Source organism: Bacillus nitratireducens (genome assembly GCF_001884135.1).
Taxonomy (GTDB): domain Bacteria; phylum Bacillota; class Bacilli; order Bacillales; family Bacillaceae_G; genus Bacillus_A; species Bacillus_A nitratireducens.
Genome location: NZ_MAOC01000031.1, coordinates 14,968 through 31,702, shown reverse-complemented (window position 1 = coordinate 31,702; position 16,735 = coordinate 14,968). Strand labels below are relative to the sequence as shown.

Annotated in this window: 17 protein-coding genes; 8 read left to right on the top strand and 9 right to left on the bottom strand. The window is 37.2% G+C overall.

Annotation, left to right across the window (positions count from 1 at the left end; all coding sequences use genetic code 11):
* Positions 1–24: 24 nt before the first annotated feature.
* The 4 genes from BAU23_RS12695 to BAU23_RS12680 all read right to left on the bottom strand — a co-directional run bounded on the left by BAU23_RS12695 (position 25) and on the right by BAU23_RS12680 (position 3,732).
* On the bottom strand, positions 25–486 hold the full coding sequence (locus BAU23_RS12695) for a 2-thiouracil desulfurase family protein (RefSeq protein WP_000635506.1): 462 nt from the start codon (positions 484–486) through the stop codon (positions 25–27).
* 170 nt (positions 487–656) lie between these two features.
* The gene (locus tag BAU23_RS12690; RefSeq protein ID WP_000391923.1) at positions 657–1,904 is read right to left on the bottom strand and encodes an MFS transporter; all 1,248 of its coding nucleotides are present in this window, start codon (positions 1,902–1,904) and stop codon (positions 657–659) included.
* A gap of 163 nt (positions 1,905–2,067) precedes the next feature.
* Positions 2,068–2,544: a GyrI-like domain-containing protein gene (locus BAU23_RS12685; RefSeq protein WP_000662577.1), complete on the bottom strand. Its 477-nt coding sequence runs from the start codon at positions 2,542–2,544 to the stop codon at positions 2,068–2,070.
* 198 nt (positions 2,545–2,742) lie between these two features.
* Entirely contained in the window at positions 2,743–3,732 is a 990-nt protein-coding gene (locus BAU23_RS12680) for an NAD(P)/FAD-dependent oxidoreductase (RefSeq protein WP_000829781.1), read from the bottom strand.
* Between the two features lie 461 nt (positions 3,733–4,193).
* On the opposite strand from BAU23_RS12680, the gene BAU23_RS12675 reads away from it, so the two are divergent.
* The 5 genes from BAU23_RS12675 (at position 4,194) to pepA (ending at position 8,670) form a co-directional block, all read left to right on the top strand.
* Positions 4,194–5,402: an NAD(P)/FAD-dependent oxidoreductase gene (locus BAU23_RS12675; RefSeq protein ID WP_000856617.1), complete on the top strand. Its 1,209-nt coding sequence runs from the start codon at positions 4,194–4,196 to the stop codon at positions 5,400–5,402.
* 123 nt (positions 5,403–5,525) lie between these two features.
* Positions 5,526–6,032 (top strand): NUDIX hydrolase, encoded by a 507-nt coding sequence (locus tag BAU23_RS12670; RefSeq protein WP_000415329.1) that lies wholly within the window; start codon positions 5,526–5,528, stop codon positions 6,030–6,032.
* Positions 6,029–6,346 carry a YuiB family protein gene (locus BAU23_RS12665; protein ID WP_000027018.1) on the top strand — a complete coding sequence of 106 codons (318 nt, stop codon included), beginning with the start codon at positions 6,029–6,031 and terminating at the stop codon, positions 6,344–6,346. The genes BAU23_RS12670 and BAU23_RS12665 overlap by 4 nt, the downstream gene beginning before the upstream one ends.
* 86 nt (positions 6,347–6,432) lie before the next feature.
* The gene (locus tag BAU23_RS12660) at positions 6,433–7,059 is read left to right on the top strand and encodes a 3D domain-containing protein (protein ID WP_002094369.1); all 627 of its coding nucleotides are present in this window, start codon (positions 6,433–6,435) and stop codon (positions 7,057–7,059) included.
* Positions 7,060–7,185: 126 nt separating this feature from the next.
* Positions 7,186–8,670 carry a cytosol aminopeptidase gene (gene pepA, locus BAU23_RS12655; RefSeq protein ID WP_071734575.1) on the top strand — a complete coding sequence of 495 codons (1,485 nt, stop codon included), beginning with the start codon at positions 7,186–7,188 and terminating at the stop codon, positions 8,668–8,670.
* A 146-nt stretch (positions 8,671–8,816) separates the two neighbouring features.
* On the opposite strand, the gene cdaS is transcribed toward pepA, so the two are convergent.
* Positions 8,817–9,422 carry a sporulation-specific diadenylate cyclase CdaS gene (gene cdaS / locus BAU23_RS12650; protein WP_001158736.1) on the bottom strand — a complete coding sequence of 202 codons (606 nt, stop codon included), beginning with the start codon at positions 9,420–9,422 and terminating at the stop codon, positions 8,817–8,819.
* Between the two features lie 143 nt (positions 9,423–9,565).
* On the opposite strand from cdaS, the gene BAU23_RS12645 reads away from it, so the two are divergent.
* Positions 9,566–11,290, top strand: a complete 1,725-nt coding sequence (locus BAU23_RS12645; protein WP_016130775.1) for a phospho-sugar mutase — start codon at positions 9,566–9,568, stop codon at positions 11,288–11,290.
* 152 nt (positions 11,291–11,442) lie between these two features.
* Positions 11,443–12,330, top strand: coding sequence for a UTP--glucose-1-phosphate uridylyltransferase GalU (gene galU / locus BAU23_RS12640; protein WP_000757821.1), 888 nt, complete (start codon positions 11,443–11,445; stop codon positions 12,328–12,330).
* Between the two features lie 41 nt (positions 12,331–12,371).
* Here galU and BAU23_RS12635 read toward each other — a convergent pair whose 3' ends face one another.
* Entirely contained in the window at positions 12,372–12,965 is a 594-nt protein-coding gene (locus tag BAU23_RS12635) for a biotin transporter BioY (RefSeq protein WP_001252155.1), read from the bottom strand.
* 50 nt (positions 12,966–13,015) lie between these two features.
* Positions 13,016–13,759, bottom strand: a complete 744-nt coding sequence (locus BAU23_RS12630) for a DUF3298 and DUF4163 domain-containing protein (RefSeq protein ID WP_016130774.1) — start codon at positions 13,757–13,759, stop codon at positions 13,016–13,018.
* Between the two features lie 97 nt (positions 13,760–13,856).
* On the opposite strand from BAU23_RS12630, the gene BAU23_RS12625 reads away from it, so the two are divergent.
* Entirely contained in the window at positions 13,857–14,240 is a 384-nt protein-coding gene (locus BAU23_RS12625) for a hotdog fold thioesterase (RefSeq protein ID WP_000047694.1), read from the top strand.
* A 36-nt stretch (positions 14,241–14,276) separates the two neighbouring features.
* Here BAU23_RS12625 and BAU23_RS12620 read toward each other — a convergent pair whose 3' ends face one another.
* On the bottom strand, positions 14,277–15,653 hold the full coding sequence (locus BAU23_RS12620) for a glycine--tRNA ligase (RefSeq protein WP_000287156.1): 1,377 nt from the start codon (positions 15,651–15,653) through the stop codon (positions 14,277–14,279).
* A gap of 345 nt (positions 15,654–15,998) precedes the next feature.
* Positions 15,999–16,712 carry a DNA alkylation repair protein gene (locus BAU23_RS12610; protein ID WP_071734573.1) on the bottom strand — a complete coding sequence of 238 codons (714 nt, stop codon included), beginning with the start codon at positions 16,710–16,712 and terminating at the stop codon, positions 15,999–16,001.
* Positions 16,713–16,735 lie beyond the last annotated feature (23 nt).

Here is a 16,735-nt window from a genome sequence, read left to right as displayed (position 1 = left end):
GAAAAAAGGAATTGACGAACAGGGTCAATTCCTTTTTGTATCTTCAAAATCCTCTTCTGAAACGACTTTAAATCCATGTCTTTTGAATAAAGCAGTTGTCACCCCGTAACCAGTTTGTTTATTGCCGTTAAATTCCCCTGTGTAAATAGTAGAACTACCACAAGATGGACTGCGTTCTTTTAAAATTATATATTCTGGGTTTAAATCTTTTATTTGTTCTAATGCTTTATAAGCACCACGCACGAAAGCCTCCGTGACATCTTGTCCTTCTTTCGTCATTACTTTTGCTTTTCCATCTAAAACATCATCGCCATTACCGCCGATAATTTCAGCAGAAGGGCGTGGTGTTGGTAAACCGCCTAATACTTCGGGACAAACGAGGATGGTGTCTTCCCTTTGTAATAACTCTTCTATTTTTGAAACGAGATTATCGTTACCGTCATAACGACAAGCGATACCACCTAAACAAGCGCTAATTACAATCATATTTTCATCTCCAATAAAAAAATATTAAATATCACGCCAATTTCTCTTCCTATTTCTTCCCTATAAGTGAGGTGATAAAAATGGGAAGCAGCTGTGAGAAGAAGTAAGGGGATACCGTTATTTGATCCGTTTAAAAAGGAGCCATGCGTATAACACATGACTCCGAGTAGCTAATCAAACTTTCTTACAACTGGAACACGAATCGCTACAAATAGTACGAAGACGATAACGGCGATTGCACCGCTTTTCATAACGGTTACGATTGGAATTCCTATTGCAAGCGCGATTGATGTGAATGCATAAGAAAGCGGGATAAAGCCCATTGATGATAGCATAAGTAAACTCATTACGCGTCCCATCATTTCTTCTTTTACTGTCGATTGAATCATTGCCATAAGTGGAACGATAGCCATCGCAATTGTAATACCGTAAAACATGCCGGCTAATAATGCTTGCCAAAGTACGGTACTAAAGTTGATGGATAGGAAGAATACACCAGACAGTAGCATCATGATAATGCAAAATAGACCGCGTCTACGATTAATATTTTTTAAACCGACGATGACAGCGCCTATTGCCATTCCGCCGCCTACAGATGCTTCTAAGTAACTGAACTGGAGTGAGTCACCGTGCAAAACATTTTTAACGAAAAGCGGGAAGCCGACTTGCATCGGACCGATTAAAAATAAGTTTAAAAAGGCGCTACAAATAAGGAAAGTTGAAAGAAATGGTGATTCCTTTACATATAAGATGCCTTCTTTAATAGAAGTGAACATGCCTTTGTCTGTCTCATTTTTTTCGGGTACTGTAAATTGTATTTTTTGAACGAGTATCGCAGCGATAATGAGTAGCAGAATTGTAATCGAAAAAATTGTTTCATAGTTCGTAAATTTAATGAGAATACCGCCAAGTACAGGTCCTAAAATGACAGATGCTTGGTTTGTCATTTGAGTAAGTGAATTTGCTTGTGTTAAGCGGCTTTTTTCTACAAGTTCAGGCAGAATAGAGCCGTCTGCTGACCAGAAGAAAGCGTCAGCAAGTCCGAAGAACAAAGCGAACAAAGCAAATGTATATAGTGTTACATCACCGACGATGAACCAAGTGAGAATTGTTGCGACAAGAATAGCGCGAATAATATTTGAGTAAAACATAATGTTTTTTTTCGGGAATTTATCAGCTAATGCTCCGCCAATGATCATAAAAATGAGCCTTGGAACACTAAGAGCCACGAAAACAATACCGAGTGAAGCCTCAAGGTTTAATGTTTTTGCTATGTACCATGTTTGTGAAAAAGTAAAAAAGGCTAAAGCAAAGCTTGAAAAGAGAGTAGCTGCCCAAAGAAAAAGGAAGTTTGTATTTTTTAATAACGGTTTTGCATTTTCTTTTAAAGCAGATTTATTTTGTTGTAGTTCCTCCATATTGCTTCCTTTCTATGTACCAAATTTAGACTAAAAAACCTATTAACAATCGTTTTATACAGTTTCTAATATTTCTATACTGCACTTTCTCATTGTAGACAATAATGTTGGATTTGCACAGTGGCTATTTAGCTTAAAAAAAGATGCCAAAGGGCATCTTTTTTTAAGCTAAAGCAATGTAAATATCCAATTGTACGTTATTTGGATCTGTTGCTTTTTCATCATACAGTTCGAAATCTGTTGTAAAAGCGCGTTTGTTTTCTTTCGACCATTGCCAAATATATTCCCAAGCCTCGCACACGACTTCAGACACAGGGCCTTTTCTCGTTGTAAATACCGCATACGTAGCGGCAGGTATTGTTAAAGTTGTCATATTTTCAGGAGCGTCTTCTAATGAAGAAACAGGCATGCCAATAGTAAATTGATATGTACCGGTTTCATCCGATTCGTAGTTTGAATAGAAGGCGAATGTTTCTTTTGTTTGTTGATCTGGAATTTGATGCATGATTTGTTCTTGGAAGTAGCGATTCCAAAGCTTTGGAATTTCTCCTTCAGGAGATGCCTCTTTTTCGTTTGTCGTCGTAATAGAGACACCGATTGCTTGGAAAGCTTCTTTTGTTACGATAATCGGTTCTTTCATTAATAAAACCTCCCTTTATTAGATAAAACATACGTTCTGTTTTTATTGTAACATATTTTGGAAGGGAGCAGTGTTTTTTAGTAAGTTGAAATGTATTTTATTTAGGAAAAGGAGAGTATGAAAAGGAGGAATTTCGATTAGGAATCTCGAAATGAAAAGAACTCCTTTCATGTAAAAGGAGTTCTTTTCATTTCTATATTAAAACATACTTGAGCTATGCATTGGTTGGAGTTTTGCGTTTGGATCGAAGTAAGCTTTTGCATTATTTACTGCTGTCGGTGCTTCACCAAAGCCGCAAGCAATGAGTTTTACTTTTCCTTCATATGTACAAATGTCACCGGCAGCATAAATGCCAGGAATATTTGTTTCCATTTTTGAATTCACGAGGATGCTGTTCTTTTGAATGTCTAAGCCCCAGTTTTTAATTGGACCAAGAGAAGAAACGAAGCCGTAGTTTACGATTACGTCATCAACATCGATGATAAGTTTTTCTTCCGTTTTTACGTGCTGAAGAACGACTTGTTCAATCTTGTCATCACCAATGAGTTCTACTGGAACATACGGTGTGCTTACTTCTGCACGAGAATTCATTAAGCTTTCTACGCTATGTTCATGCGCACGGAATTTATCACGTCGATGAACGATTGTAACTTTGTCAGCGATCGGCTCTAACATCATTGTCCAATCAACCGCTGAGTCGCCGCCGCCAAATACTACGACGCGCTTACCAGCAAATTTATTCATATCATCAACGAAATAATGTAAGTTTTTCTTTTCATATTTTGCTGTACCTTCTAATTCTAAGCGGCGTGGTTGGAAAGCACCATTGCCAGCGGTAATAATAACTGATTTAGAATAGTGAGTTTGCTTATTCGTAACAAGTTTAAATATACCGTCAGCTTGTTTCTCAAGCGTATCAACAGCTTCTTCTAAACAAACGGTTGGATCAAATTTCTTCATTTGCTCTTTTAAGTTATCAACTAATTCTTGTGCGCGCACTTTTGGAAATCCAGCTACATCATAAATGTATTTTTCAGGGTAGAGTGCGGATAATTGTCCTCCAAGTTGAGGTAAGCTTTCAATGATTTTTACACTTGCTTGTCTCATACCGCCATAAAATGCTGTGAACAGTCCTGTTGGGCCACCACCAATAATTGTTATGTCGTAAACTTTTTGATTTTCTGCCACTTTCATTCCCCCTATAGATGGAATTTTAATATTGATTTCATATATTGTTCATATGTACACGAAAATCCTGCAAATGATGACACTTTCAAATAAATGATAGCATATTTGAGTTCATAATACTTCTGAAAACGACTGAATTGTGTGTAAGTTTTCGCATGGATGTTTTTTAATTGTATAAAATATAAGGAAAGGAAAATACATGAAAAAAAGGCTAAAAAACCCTTGAAAACGCTATGTTATTTTAAAATATTGATAATTCGCTAGGTGCTTGAATTCTGGAATAAAACCGACTAATATAGGGAAGTATTATGTTAAATTTCTATGACAAATTTCGTACGATTTTTTGACTGCGTTTTGTTACGATATAGAATGTGATAAATTCCACATTCTTGACAAATAGAGTTTTTAGTACTTGGTACTATTTTTTATTACTATTATATAAAGAAAAGGGTTGTGATTTGGTGAAGACTCCAAAAATCGTAGTTTTAGGTGCAGGTTATGGCGGGATGATTACGACTGTTCGTCTGCAAAAAGCATTATCTGTAAATGAAGCTGAAATTACGTTAGTAAACAACAACAGCTATCACTACCAAGCGACTTGGTTACACGAGAGCGCAGCTGGTACATTACAAGATGAAAAAATCTGTCTAGATATTCAAGACGTTATCGATACAAATAAAGTGAACTTTGTACAAGATACAGTAGTAGAAATTAAAGCTGCTGAAAAACGCATTATCTTAAAAGACGGCGAATTAGAGTATGATTACTTAGTAATCGGTCTTGGTTTCGAATCAGAAACATTCGGAATTACAGGATTAAAAGAGCATGCATTCTCAATTGCTAACATTAATGCAACTCGTCAAATTCGTGAGCATATGGAAGCTAGTTTCGCTAAATATGCAACTGAACAACGCGATGAGTTAGTTACAATCGTTGTTGGTGGTGCTGGATTTACTGGTATCGAGTACGTAGGTGAGCTTGCAAACCGTGTTCCAGAACTTTGCAAAGAGTACAATGTACCACGTGAAAAAGCTCGTATTATCTGTGTAGAAGCTGCTCCAACAGCACTTCCTGGTTTCGATCCAGCATTAGTAGAATACGCTGTGAAACAACTTGAGAAAAAAGGCGTAGAATTCCGCATTGGTACAGCAATTAAAGAAGCAACTGAAGAAGGTATTATCGTAGCAAACGGTGAAGATACTGAATTACTTAAGTCTGAAACAGTAGTTTGGGCTGCAGGTGTTCGTGGTAACGGTATTGTGGAAGAGTCTGGCTTTGAAGCAATGCGCGGACGTGTAAAAGTTGATGAGTACATGCACGCTCCAGGATACGAAGAAGTATTCATGGTTGGTGACGCTGCGTTAATCATTAACGAAGAAATTAACCGTCCATATCCACCAACAGCACAAATTGCAATTCAACAAGGTTACAACATTGCACACAACTTAACTGTATTAGTACGTGGCAAAGGCGAAATGAAAAAATTCGCATTCGACAATAAAGGATCTGTATGTTCATTAGGTCATGACGATGCAATGGGCGTTGTTATGGGTAAAAAGTTAACAGGTTGGAAAGCTTCCTTCATGAAGAAAGTAATCGATAACCGTTACCTATTCTTATTAGGTGGACCTTTATTAGTTCTTAAAAAAGGTAAATTAAAGTTCTTTTAATATATAATAGAAAAAGCAGAAACGGCTAAGAGCTGTTTCTGCTTTTTTCATATTAAAAATATAGTATAATATATAAAAAAGAAAGAATATTCTGTCCGTTCTAGTGGAGGAGGTTATTACATCATGGAGAAACGAGGGAAAGTGTGGTTAGCTGTTAGTGGTTTAGTAGCAACAAAAGATGGCAGGTGGCTATTTGTTAAGAAGAAATACAGTGGATTAAAGGGGAAATGGTCTTTACCGGCTGGTTTTGTAAATGAAGGTGAGACAGTTGATGAAGCTGTGAAACGTGAAGTGTTAGAAGAGACAGGTATTGTCGCTCAGGTGAAGGGGATTATTGGTATTCGATCGGGCGTTATTCGTAATGAGATTAGTGATAATATGATTATTTTCCTTTTGGAGCCTGAAGGAGAAAACATTATTGTACAGGAGAAGGAATTGTCTGAAGTGGCGTTCTTACATCCAGATAAGATTGCGGACGATCCGAATACGTCTGTACTTATTAAATATTTGCTAGAAGGAAGATCAGAATTGCATCTTGAAATGGACAAAACATTAAATCCAGGAGAGCAATTTGGTTATACAGCCTATCACGTATTTACGGCGCATGCGAAGGAGAGGGAGAAGAAGTGAGTATACCGGTACTACTTATTTCAATGATGTTATTCTTTATTTTGTTTTTTGGAATTGGATTTTTACTCAACATGATTTTGCGGGCTACGTGGGTAATGGTTATTGTGTATCCAATTGTTTGTATGCTTATTATTAATAAAGCGAGTGTGTGGGATTATTTTTCAAAGCCAAAAGAAACATTTTCTTCATTTGGGACAAGTGTATCGCATTTAGGACAAGCAGATATGTTTATTCTATCTACTGGATTAGTAGGTGCTGCTTTAGCGGGAATCGTAATTAAGAAACTTCGGAAAAGTGGATATCAAATGTTTTAATCTCCAATCAATTTGGAGATTATTTTTTTGCATATTCCTTCATCGTATAGGGAATGATTAACGATGAAGGAGTGTGGAATATAAAAATGTTAAAACGATATTGTATTCGCATTATGATGACTTGTTTACTTGCATTCGCATTATGCGTAACATGGAAGGCTTTCACAGGAGTTTCTTTATTAGAGATTATAAAACCATATGAAGAAACAAGTGCAAAAGAAGTACATGCAGCAGAAATTGGGAAAAAAGTTGCTCCGAGTAAAGAAGTGATAAATGCTTTAGAACAGGCAAATGACTGGTCTAAATATCGTGTTATAGAAATGACTGCAACTGGTTATACATCAGGAATAGAGTCAACTGGTAAGAGCCCGGGACATCCGGAGTATGGTATTACATATTCAGGTGTTAAAGCGAAACGGGATTTATATTCCACAATCGCTGCGGATTTACGCGTATTCCCGATCGGAACGATTCTATTCGTGCCAGATTACGGATACGGTGTTGTTGCTGATAAGGGTGGCGCTATAAAAGGAAACCGTCTTGATCTATATTATGATACGGTGAAAGATGTTTATAGCCAATGGGGTAAGAAAAAGGTAAATGTATACGTAGTGAAAATAGGAAATGGTAAGTTTACAGAAGAAGAGTTAACGATGTTAAATGAAGACGAAACGATGCAAGTGTTTCGAGGTCAATATTTAAAACAAAGATAGTCTAGTGGTAATAACGCTAGACTTTTTTCTTGTCTTATTTCATTGTATTAGAAGTTAGAATTGTCGCATTTTATCGAAAATAAAGTTATAATAGGCGTAGAGTAAAGAAATTTAGGGGGTTTGAACATGTTTCAAGTACAAAAAGAATTAGCAAGCCATGAAGCGGTAATTGTTGCCTTATTTGAAGAAGAGAAAACGAGTAGTTTTGTACAAGAACTGGACAAAGCGTTTGAAGGACAATTACAATTTTTATTAGAAGAAAAAGAACTTTCAACTAAGAAAAAAGCCATTTCAAAAGTACATAGTTTAGGAAAAACAAATGTGAAACGTTATTATTTCGTTGGCTTAGGTAAGAAAGAATCATATACAACGGAAACGTTACGTGCGGCTCTTGGTAAGGCGTTCAAAGCGTTACAAGCAGCAAAAGTACAAGATGCAGCTATCTTACTTGATTCTTTCGTGACAGATAAATTAGATGCGATTGATGTAGCTCATATTGCGGCGGAAGTACAAGGTCTTGGTACATATGAATTACAAACGTATAAAACAGATAAAAAGGATCGTGTAGAGTTAGAGAAGTTTACGGCTATTACAGCGGAAGATGCACAAGAAGTTGAAGCTGCATTAACAGTAGGATACGTACATGGACGTGCAACGAATTCAGCTCGTACACTTGTAAATATGCCGCCAAACGTATTAACAGCAACAAAGCTTGCTGAGTATGCGGTTGAATTAGCGGAAAAGTATGATATGGATTATAAAGTTCTTGAGAAAGAAGGGATGGAAGATCTTGGTATGGGTGCGTTACTTGCAGTAAACCAAGGTAGTACAGAGCCACCGAAAATGATCGCTCTTATTTATAAAGGAAAAGAAGAGTGGACAGATGTAATTGGATTCGTTGGAAAAGGGATTACATACGATACAGGCGGCTACTCTTTAAAACCACGTGAAGGCATGGTTGGTATGAAAGGTGATATGGGCGGTGCAGCAGCTGTTCTTGGTGCGATGGAAATTATCGGTGAACTTCGCCCAGAGCAAAATGTTATCGCTGTAATTCCATCAACGGATAACGTTGTAAGTGGTACTGCATTCAAGCCAGATGATGTGATTACATCTATGAGCGGAAAAACAATCGAAGTATTAAATACAGATGCAGAAGGTCGTCTAGCGTTAGCTGACGGTATTACGTATGCGAAGAAGCTTGGTGCAAATTACTTAGTTGATGTTGCAACATTAACAGGTGGTGTAATTGTTGCACTTGGAAATCATACAACAGGCGCGATGACAAATAATGAAGAGTTGTTTGAACAAGTATTAGAAGCATCAATGGAAACGGATGAGCCAATTTGGCAATTACCGATTTTCGAGCGCGATAAAGAACGTGTCAAAAACAGTAAATTTGCTGATTTAAATAACTCACCAGGTCGTGAAGGACATGCGGTTATGGCTGGGACATTCCTAGGTGAATTCGCTGAAGACACACCATGGGTACACTTAGATATCGCTGGAACATCTGAAACAACAGGAGCGCATGATTTAGGGCCATCTGGAGCAACAGGTGCAATGGTTCGTACACTTGCAACACTTGTTGAACGTTTCGGAGAAGAATAATTTTTGAAAAAAGGCTGTCTCAAATTTTTTTGAGACAGCCTTTTATTATTAACATGGTACGATTATTGTCAATTTTTTCGGTAAATCGATCTCATTCATTTATTATTGTACTGTTCAAAAAAGTGTTACATAGTGAAGGATTCGCCCTATAAAGAAATCGTATATAACGTACCATTTAAAGCAAATGAAGTGCGACCTGTTTCTTCAGAGACAACTAATATAAGTGCGTCACTTTTTTCTGATAAGCCAATTGCTGCCCTGTGACGTGTTCCTAGCTCAGGATCAATATCTGTACTTTTCGTTAACGGAAGAATATTAGCAGCTGAGACAATATGATTATTTTTCACAAGAATGGCTCCATCATGGAGAGGGTTACCTGGGTAAAAAATTGATTCAAGTAACGGTGCGGTTAAATGAGCATTTAATGTTGTTCCAGTTTGAATGAAAGATTCAAGTGTCTCGTTTCGCTCTACAACGATTAGAGCACCGTGCTTTCGGGCGCTTAAATGTTGGACAGCTCTTGTGATAAACTGTGAGCTTTCCGTATAAGGTGATAAATAAGCCTGAATATAGTATGTAGCTGCCAATGTTTGTACATTTGCTAACATGTGATGAATATCTTCCATTTTGCATAAAATACATTCATCTTCTTTATCAATTGCCTGTCTCATAATTGATAATTCTTTTTCAGCAATTTCAATCATTTGTTTTGTTTGTATTTTGAGTTCTTCTGACAAGCCCCATTCTTGCATAATCCTCATTCCCTTTGGTGGAGTATTTAATCATAGTGTATACAAATATTCCTAGTAAAATCCTGCTAGATTTTATAAAATATTGAGATACAGGTTGTTTTTTTCATATAATAAAGGTATGACAAGTGGGAGGAGATAGAAGCATGGATTGGAAACAAGAATTTAGTCGCTGGCTTTCATATGCAGAATTAGATGCAGAATTAAAAGAACAGCTAGAAAACATGAAGCAAGATGAGAAGAAAATTGAGGATAGCTTTTATAAAAATCTAGAGTTCGGTACAGGTGGTATGCGTGGTGAACTTGGTGCTGGTACGAACCGATTAAATGTATATACAGTTCGTAAAGCGACACAAGGATTAGCTAGGTTTATTGAAAAATTAGGTGAAGAAGCGAAGAAACGTGGTGTTGTTGTAGCGTATGATTCTCGTCATAAATCACCTGAATTTGCAATGGAAGTAGCCGCTACACTAGGTGCACACGGTATCACAACATATGTGTTTGAAAGCTTACGTCCAACGCCAGTGCTTTCTTTCGCAGTTCGTCATTTACATACAGTAAGTGGAATCGTTCTTACGGCAAGCCATAATCCGCCTGAATATAATGGTTATAAAGTATATGGTGACGATGGTGGACAATTGCCTCCAAAAGAAGCTGATGAGTTAATTAGTTACGTAAATGCAGTAGAAGATGAATTAACAGTTGAAGTTGCTGATGTGGAGCAATTAAAAGCTGACGGTTTATTACATATTATTGGACAAGAAGTAGACGATGCATATGCTGCAGAATTGAACAATGTCATTATTAATAAAGAAATGGTACAAAAGGTTGGTAAAGACTTAAAAATCGTCTTTACGCCATTACATGGAACATCAAATATTTCGGTACGCCGTGGTTTAGAAGAAGTTGGATTTACAGATGTAACAGTTGTAAAAGAGCAAGAGTTACCAGATCCAAACTTCTCTACAGTAAAATCACCAAATCCAGAAGAGCATGCAGCGTTTGAGTATGCAATTCGCGACGGTGAAAAAGTAGGCGCAGACGTGTTAATCGCAACAGATCCTGATGCAGACCGTCTAGGTGTAGCAGTTCGCAATCACGATGGTGAGTTCCAAGTGTTAACTGGTAACCAAACAGGTGCGTTAATGCTTGATTACTTATTATCACAAAAGAAAGAAAATGGAACACTTCCAGAAAATGGTGTTGTTTTAAAAACAATCGTAACGTCTGAAATTGGCCGTACAATCGCAAAAGCATACGGTTTAGATACAGTTGATACGTTAACTGGATTTAAATTTATCGGTGAAAAAATTAAACAGTATGAAGAAAGCGGACAATATGAATTCCAATTCGGTTATGAGGAAAGCTACGGTTATTTAATCCGTCCATTCTGTCGTGATAAAGATGCCGTGCAATCTGTTCTATTCGCATGTGAAGTAGCTGCGTACTATAAATCACAAGGTAAAACGTTATATGATGGTCTGCTAGAAGTATTTAAGAAGTACGGTTTCTTCCGTGAAGATCTTGTATCGTTAACGTTAAAAGGAAAAGACGGTGCTGAACAGATTCAAAAGATGATGGCAACATTCCGCGGGAATCCTCCGAAAGAAGTGGCTGGTTTAACAGTCGTTGCAGTTGAGGATTATAAGGAAAGCATCATTACAACGTTACAAGATGGAAATAAGGAAGAGATTCACTTACCGAAATCAAATGTGTTAAAATATCAATTAGAAGATGGTTCTTGGTTCTGCTTACGTCCATCTGGCACAGAGCCGAAGATTAAATTCTACTTTGGTGTACAAGATGATTCCTTACAAAATAGTGAACAAAAGTTACTTACTATTAAAGAAGATATTATGAATCGTTTATAATAGAATAGAGTGCTACTGATAGGAAAAGGGGAGAACGGAGAACGGCCTCCTCTTTTCTTATAGTTTTGTATGATGTAGAGGATTATTAAGAGATAATGTTATAAATTTGCACCTTACTAAGAGAACTAAAAGGAAAAGCGAGGGTATTTGTCATGAAAAAAGTGAGAAAAGCAATTATCCCGGCAGCGGGATTAGGAACACGCTTTTTACCAGCAACGAAAGCAATGCCAAAAGAAATGCTTCCAATTGTAGATAAGCCAACAATTCAATACATCGTAGAAGAAGCAGTAAAATCAGGCATCGAAGATATTATTATCGTTACTGGTAAAGGAAAGCGCTCTATCGAAGATCATTTCGATAATGCATTTGAACTAGAGCAAAACTTATTAGAGAAGAAAAAGTATGAGTTACTTGAAAAAGTACAAGCTTCTTCTAAAATGGTAGATATCCATTACATTCGTCAAAAAGAACCAAAAGGATTAGGACATGCTGTTTGGTGTGCACGTAAATTCATTGGTGATGAGCCGTTTGCAGTATTATTAGGCGATGATATCGTTCAAGCTGAAAAACCATGTTTACGTCAACTAATGGACGAGTATGACAAAACACTTTCTTCTGTTATTGGTGTGCAAACTGTTCCTGAAGCAGAAACACATCGCTACGGAATTATCGATCCATTAGAGCAAGAGGGTCGTCGTTATCAAGTTCGTAATTTCGTTGAGAAGCCAGCGCAAGGTACTGCGCCTTCAAACTTAGCGATTATGGGACGTTACATTTTAACTCCTGAAATCTTTATGTTCTTGGAACAGCAACAAGTTGGAGCGGGTGGCGAAATTCAGTTAACGGATGCAATTCAAAGCTTAAATGAAATTCAACGTGTATTTGCTTACGACTTCGAAGGAAAACGTTACGACGTAGGTGAAAAGTTAGGGTTCGTTCAAACGACAATTGAAATGGCTCTGCAACACCCAGAATTACGCGATGACATGGTCACAATGATGAAGAAAATTTTAGAAGAGCAAACGAATCAAGAGTCTTAATAAGAAAAAGGAGTTGTTCCTACTGGAACAACTCCTTTTTCTTATGAAATCGTCGAATGAGAATGCTGATAAGCCGAGCGACGTACAGCATAGTATATGCGAGGTGCGATAATAGCGCCGATAATTGTAAATACAATATCTTTTACTGCGAACCACATCATAATCATCCATGCAGCTTTATAACTCATATTACCACCCATGAAAATATTGACCGCTCCGTACATGTAAGTAGTACCGATAATATACGTTAAAATAATTCCTGTGAACGAAGCAAGTGCAAAGGTGCTGAATGTTGGTCGTTCTTTTTGTTCTACTATTTTTCCTGATACGTAAGCAACGATAATAAATGCAATAATAAAACCACCAGTAGGATCTAAAAGTGCTCCAAATCCAGCTTTGAAGTTAGCGAAGATTGGTGCACCTGCTACTCCAACAAGCATGTAAACAGTCATTGATAATGCGCCAAGTCTACTTCCAAGAAGAAGCCCTGCTAAAATTGCGAAAAATGGTTGCATAGATAATGGGATGCCCGCCACTTGCAGGAATGGTGCCCAAGATACAATATTTGCACCAATAGCCATAAGAGCGACGAACATGGCAGCTAATGCTAAATCTAAAACATGAAATCTTCTCATAATGTTAACCTCCTGTTGTTTTTAGGTTAACATTATCGTAGCGAAAATATTTACTTGTTGTCAATCAAAATATTTTGATAAGAAGGCTTTAAGTAGTCTCTTAGCAACGTATATGGAATATGAAATTGCGGGATTCCGCTTGAATAAGGAGCAATCTCATATAAGGGGAAATAAATCACAAGATTATCTGGTTCTAAAAAATAATGAAACCTTTTTGTGCTCGTTACTTTTTCGACTGCATCAGGAAAATAAATGCCTTCATTTTGTTTAATTTGTCTTACAATCTCAGCACGGATTACTTCTTTATATTTGTCTTCTTGTTGAAATAAATCGTCTAAGTGTAATAATTTTTTTTCGTTTAAATCAAATGTATGTGCTTTCCACGTATAAAGCCCATGCGCTCCGCCTGTATATTGATAGTAATTCACATATAGACTTAGAAAAGGTCGTTTATTTAAAGCTACTTTATAGTCAACATTTGCAACGTATGGATGGAAAGGTGTACTAGATCCTTCTGTTTCTTTATAATATTTCTTCGCTTCTTTTTCTAATTTACTTTTAAATTTGGCAGTAGAGTTTTTGTAATAGGAATTCAGCTTATTTTGAAATTTTGAGTCAGAAAAGTTGTGAAAGGAAGGCCTATTAATTTGATATTCTATATAAGGTTTCTTACCTTTTTGCGTTACAGTCTGAACGTCGATTGTCAGGTTAGATGCTTTGGCTGCTAGTGCGCAATTTGGTACAATAGTCAGCAAGGAGAACATAAGCAATAGTATATAAAATTTCTGTTTCATTTAGGTGAAACCTCCTTATATAAGTGTTATAGGTAGTTTGAAAGTAAATAGGTAAAAATATACATTTAATTAAAAGTGAGGAAAAGGGGGAAACGATATGTCAAAAACTTTAATGGATTCGCTTGGAATTGAGTTGTTAGAGATGACAGAAGATAAGGTGGTTGCTACGATGCCTGTTGATGAGCGCACGCACCAGCCATTTGGATTTTTACACGGTGGTGCATCTCTTGCATTAGCAGAAACGGTAGCAAGCGTTGGTTCATACAATTTAATTGATCAAGAGAAATGTATTTGTTTTGGTTTAGAAATTAATGCAAATCATATTCGTTCAAAGAAAGACGGAATTGTAACAGCGATTGGTACACCGATACATAGAGGGCATTCAACGATGGTTTGGGATATTCGTATCATTGATGAAAACGACGATTTATTATGTATTTCAAGATGTACAGTAGCAATTAAAGAAAAACGTGAAAAGTAAAAAGAGGCGGCTCAATAGAGCGCCTCTTTTTTATAATTAGAACTGGATTTTTTTCTCTAAGAAACCTTTTAGCTCGCTAATTGGCATACGAACTTGTTCCATTGTGTCACGGTCACGTACTGTAACAGCTTTGTCTTCAACAGAGTCGAAGTCATAAGTGATACAGAATGGTGTACCGATTTCGTCTTGACGACGGTAACGTTTACCGATAGAACCAGTTTCGTCAAAGTCTACCATGAAGTCTTTAGCTAGTTCTGCGAATACTTCAGTAGCACCTTCAGATAGCTTTTTAGATAATGGTAAGATAGCTGCTTTGTATGGTGCTAAAGCAGGGTGGAAACGAAGAACTGTACGAGAATCGTTTTCTAATTGCTCTTCTTCATATGCATCACATAAGAATGCTAATGTTACGCGGTCAGCACCTAAAGATGGCTCGATGCAGTACGGTACGTAACGCTCATTCGTTTGTGGATCGATATAGTTAAAGTCTTCGTTAGAGTGTTCCATGTGACGTTTTAAATCGAAGTCTGTACGAGATGCAACGCCCCATAGTTCGCCCCAACCGAATGGGAATCTGAATTCAATATCAGTTGTTGCGTTACTGTAGTGAGATAATTCCTCTTCACCGTGGTCACGAAGACGCATGCTTTCTTCAGTCATACCAAGTGAAAGTAACCAGTTCTTACAAGTTTCACGCCAGAATGCGAACCACTCTAAATCTTCACCAGGCTTACAGAAGAATTCAAGTTCCATTTGTTCGAATTCACGTGTACGGAATGTGAAGTTACCAGGTGTGATTTCGTTACGGAAACTTTTACCGATTTGGCCGATACCAAATGGAAGTTTTTTACGCATAGAGCGTTGTACGTTTTTAAAGTTTACGAAAATACCTTGTGCTGTTTCAGGACGAAGGAAGATTTCGTTCGTGCTAGACTCTGTAACACCTTGGAATGTTTTGAACATTAAGTTGAACTGACGGATTTCAGTGAATTCTTGGCTACCACAATCAGGACATTTTACTTCATGTTCTTTCATTAAATCAGCCATTTGGTCGAAAGTAAGACCATCAACAACCATTTCGATGCCTTTTGCATCTAATGCATCTTCAATTAATTTGTCAGCACGGTGACGCGCTTTACATTTTTTACAGTCGATCATTGGATCGTTGAAGTTACCAACGTGACCAGAAGCGATCCAAGTTTTTGGGTTCATTAAAATAGCTGCGTCTAAACCAACGTTGTATGGAGATTCTTGAATGAATTTTTTCCACCAAGCTTTTTTAACGTTATTTTTTAATTCGATTCCAAGTGGACCGTAATCCCAAGTGTTTGCAAGACCACCGTAAATTTCAGAACCAGGGAAAACGAAACCGCGATGTTTCGCTAAGTTTACAACTTGTTCCATTGAATACATAATAAAATCCTCCTTTTGAAAGTTAACGTATTTGCGATGACGTACTCTGGTACTTGTGAAACGAGCAGTATATGCTTTAAAGAACATAAAAAAACGCTCATCCCAAGGCTTAATTGCCTAGGGACGAGCGTTTGCCCGCGGTTCCACCCTAGTTGATGCACAAAATGCGCATCCACTTTATAATGTATTGCTCGAGACTGCCGTTTCCTTGCGGCTTCAGGCTTTCACTATCCCCAAATCGCTTTTGTGCAAGTACTTATAAGTCCGTCATCGCTACTTATATTAATAATAATGAACATATTCTAACACGTTCTTTTTTAAATCTCAATAGAGGAACGCGTCTATCTATGATAGAGTCTCGCCTATTTTTTCGTTATTTATTCCGTAATTTTGTTTAATGTGCTTAATTGCTTCGCGCTTACTAAGTGAGGCAAGCTCGTTATTTTGTACGTATTCCCAAACGACATCGGGCTTTGTTTTTGCATATCCGCGAAGGACCCAGCCAATCGCTTTTTGAATGAAAAATTCTTTTGAAGAATGTAGTTGTCCGATAATCCAGAAAAGAAGTTCTTCATCCATCTTTTGTTTATATTTTAGCTGGAATAAAATTGCGGCACGTTGTAACCATATGTTATCTGATGCAATCCACTTTGGAATATAGGCAGAAATTAATTCTGGGTGTTTTAAAAAGATAGTCCCTAAAAATGTAGGAACGATGCTATCAACAGAGTCCCACCAAGATTTTGTGACAATAAGTTCTTCTAGAAATGGGATATGAGTTTCGTTTATATGCTTTTTATATTTTTGCATAATATCAAGTGCAGCTGCCTGAAATTCACGTTCTGGTAAATCCCAAAGCTCACGTACGATAATTTGGAAGTCTTTTTTATCTGGGAGAGTATGTATTTGAATAACGTCTTTTAATAATTGTCTTCTTTCAGGTGTTTGAATACCGAGAAACGGGAAGTGATTTTTCATATAACGTGCCATTGGTTCTGCTTTTTCTGGGTTTTGATTTGCTGTGAAGTGCTCTTGTAATGCTTTTACAAATGGATGCATAAGTACGTTCTCCTCTCTTATTA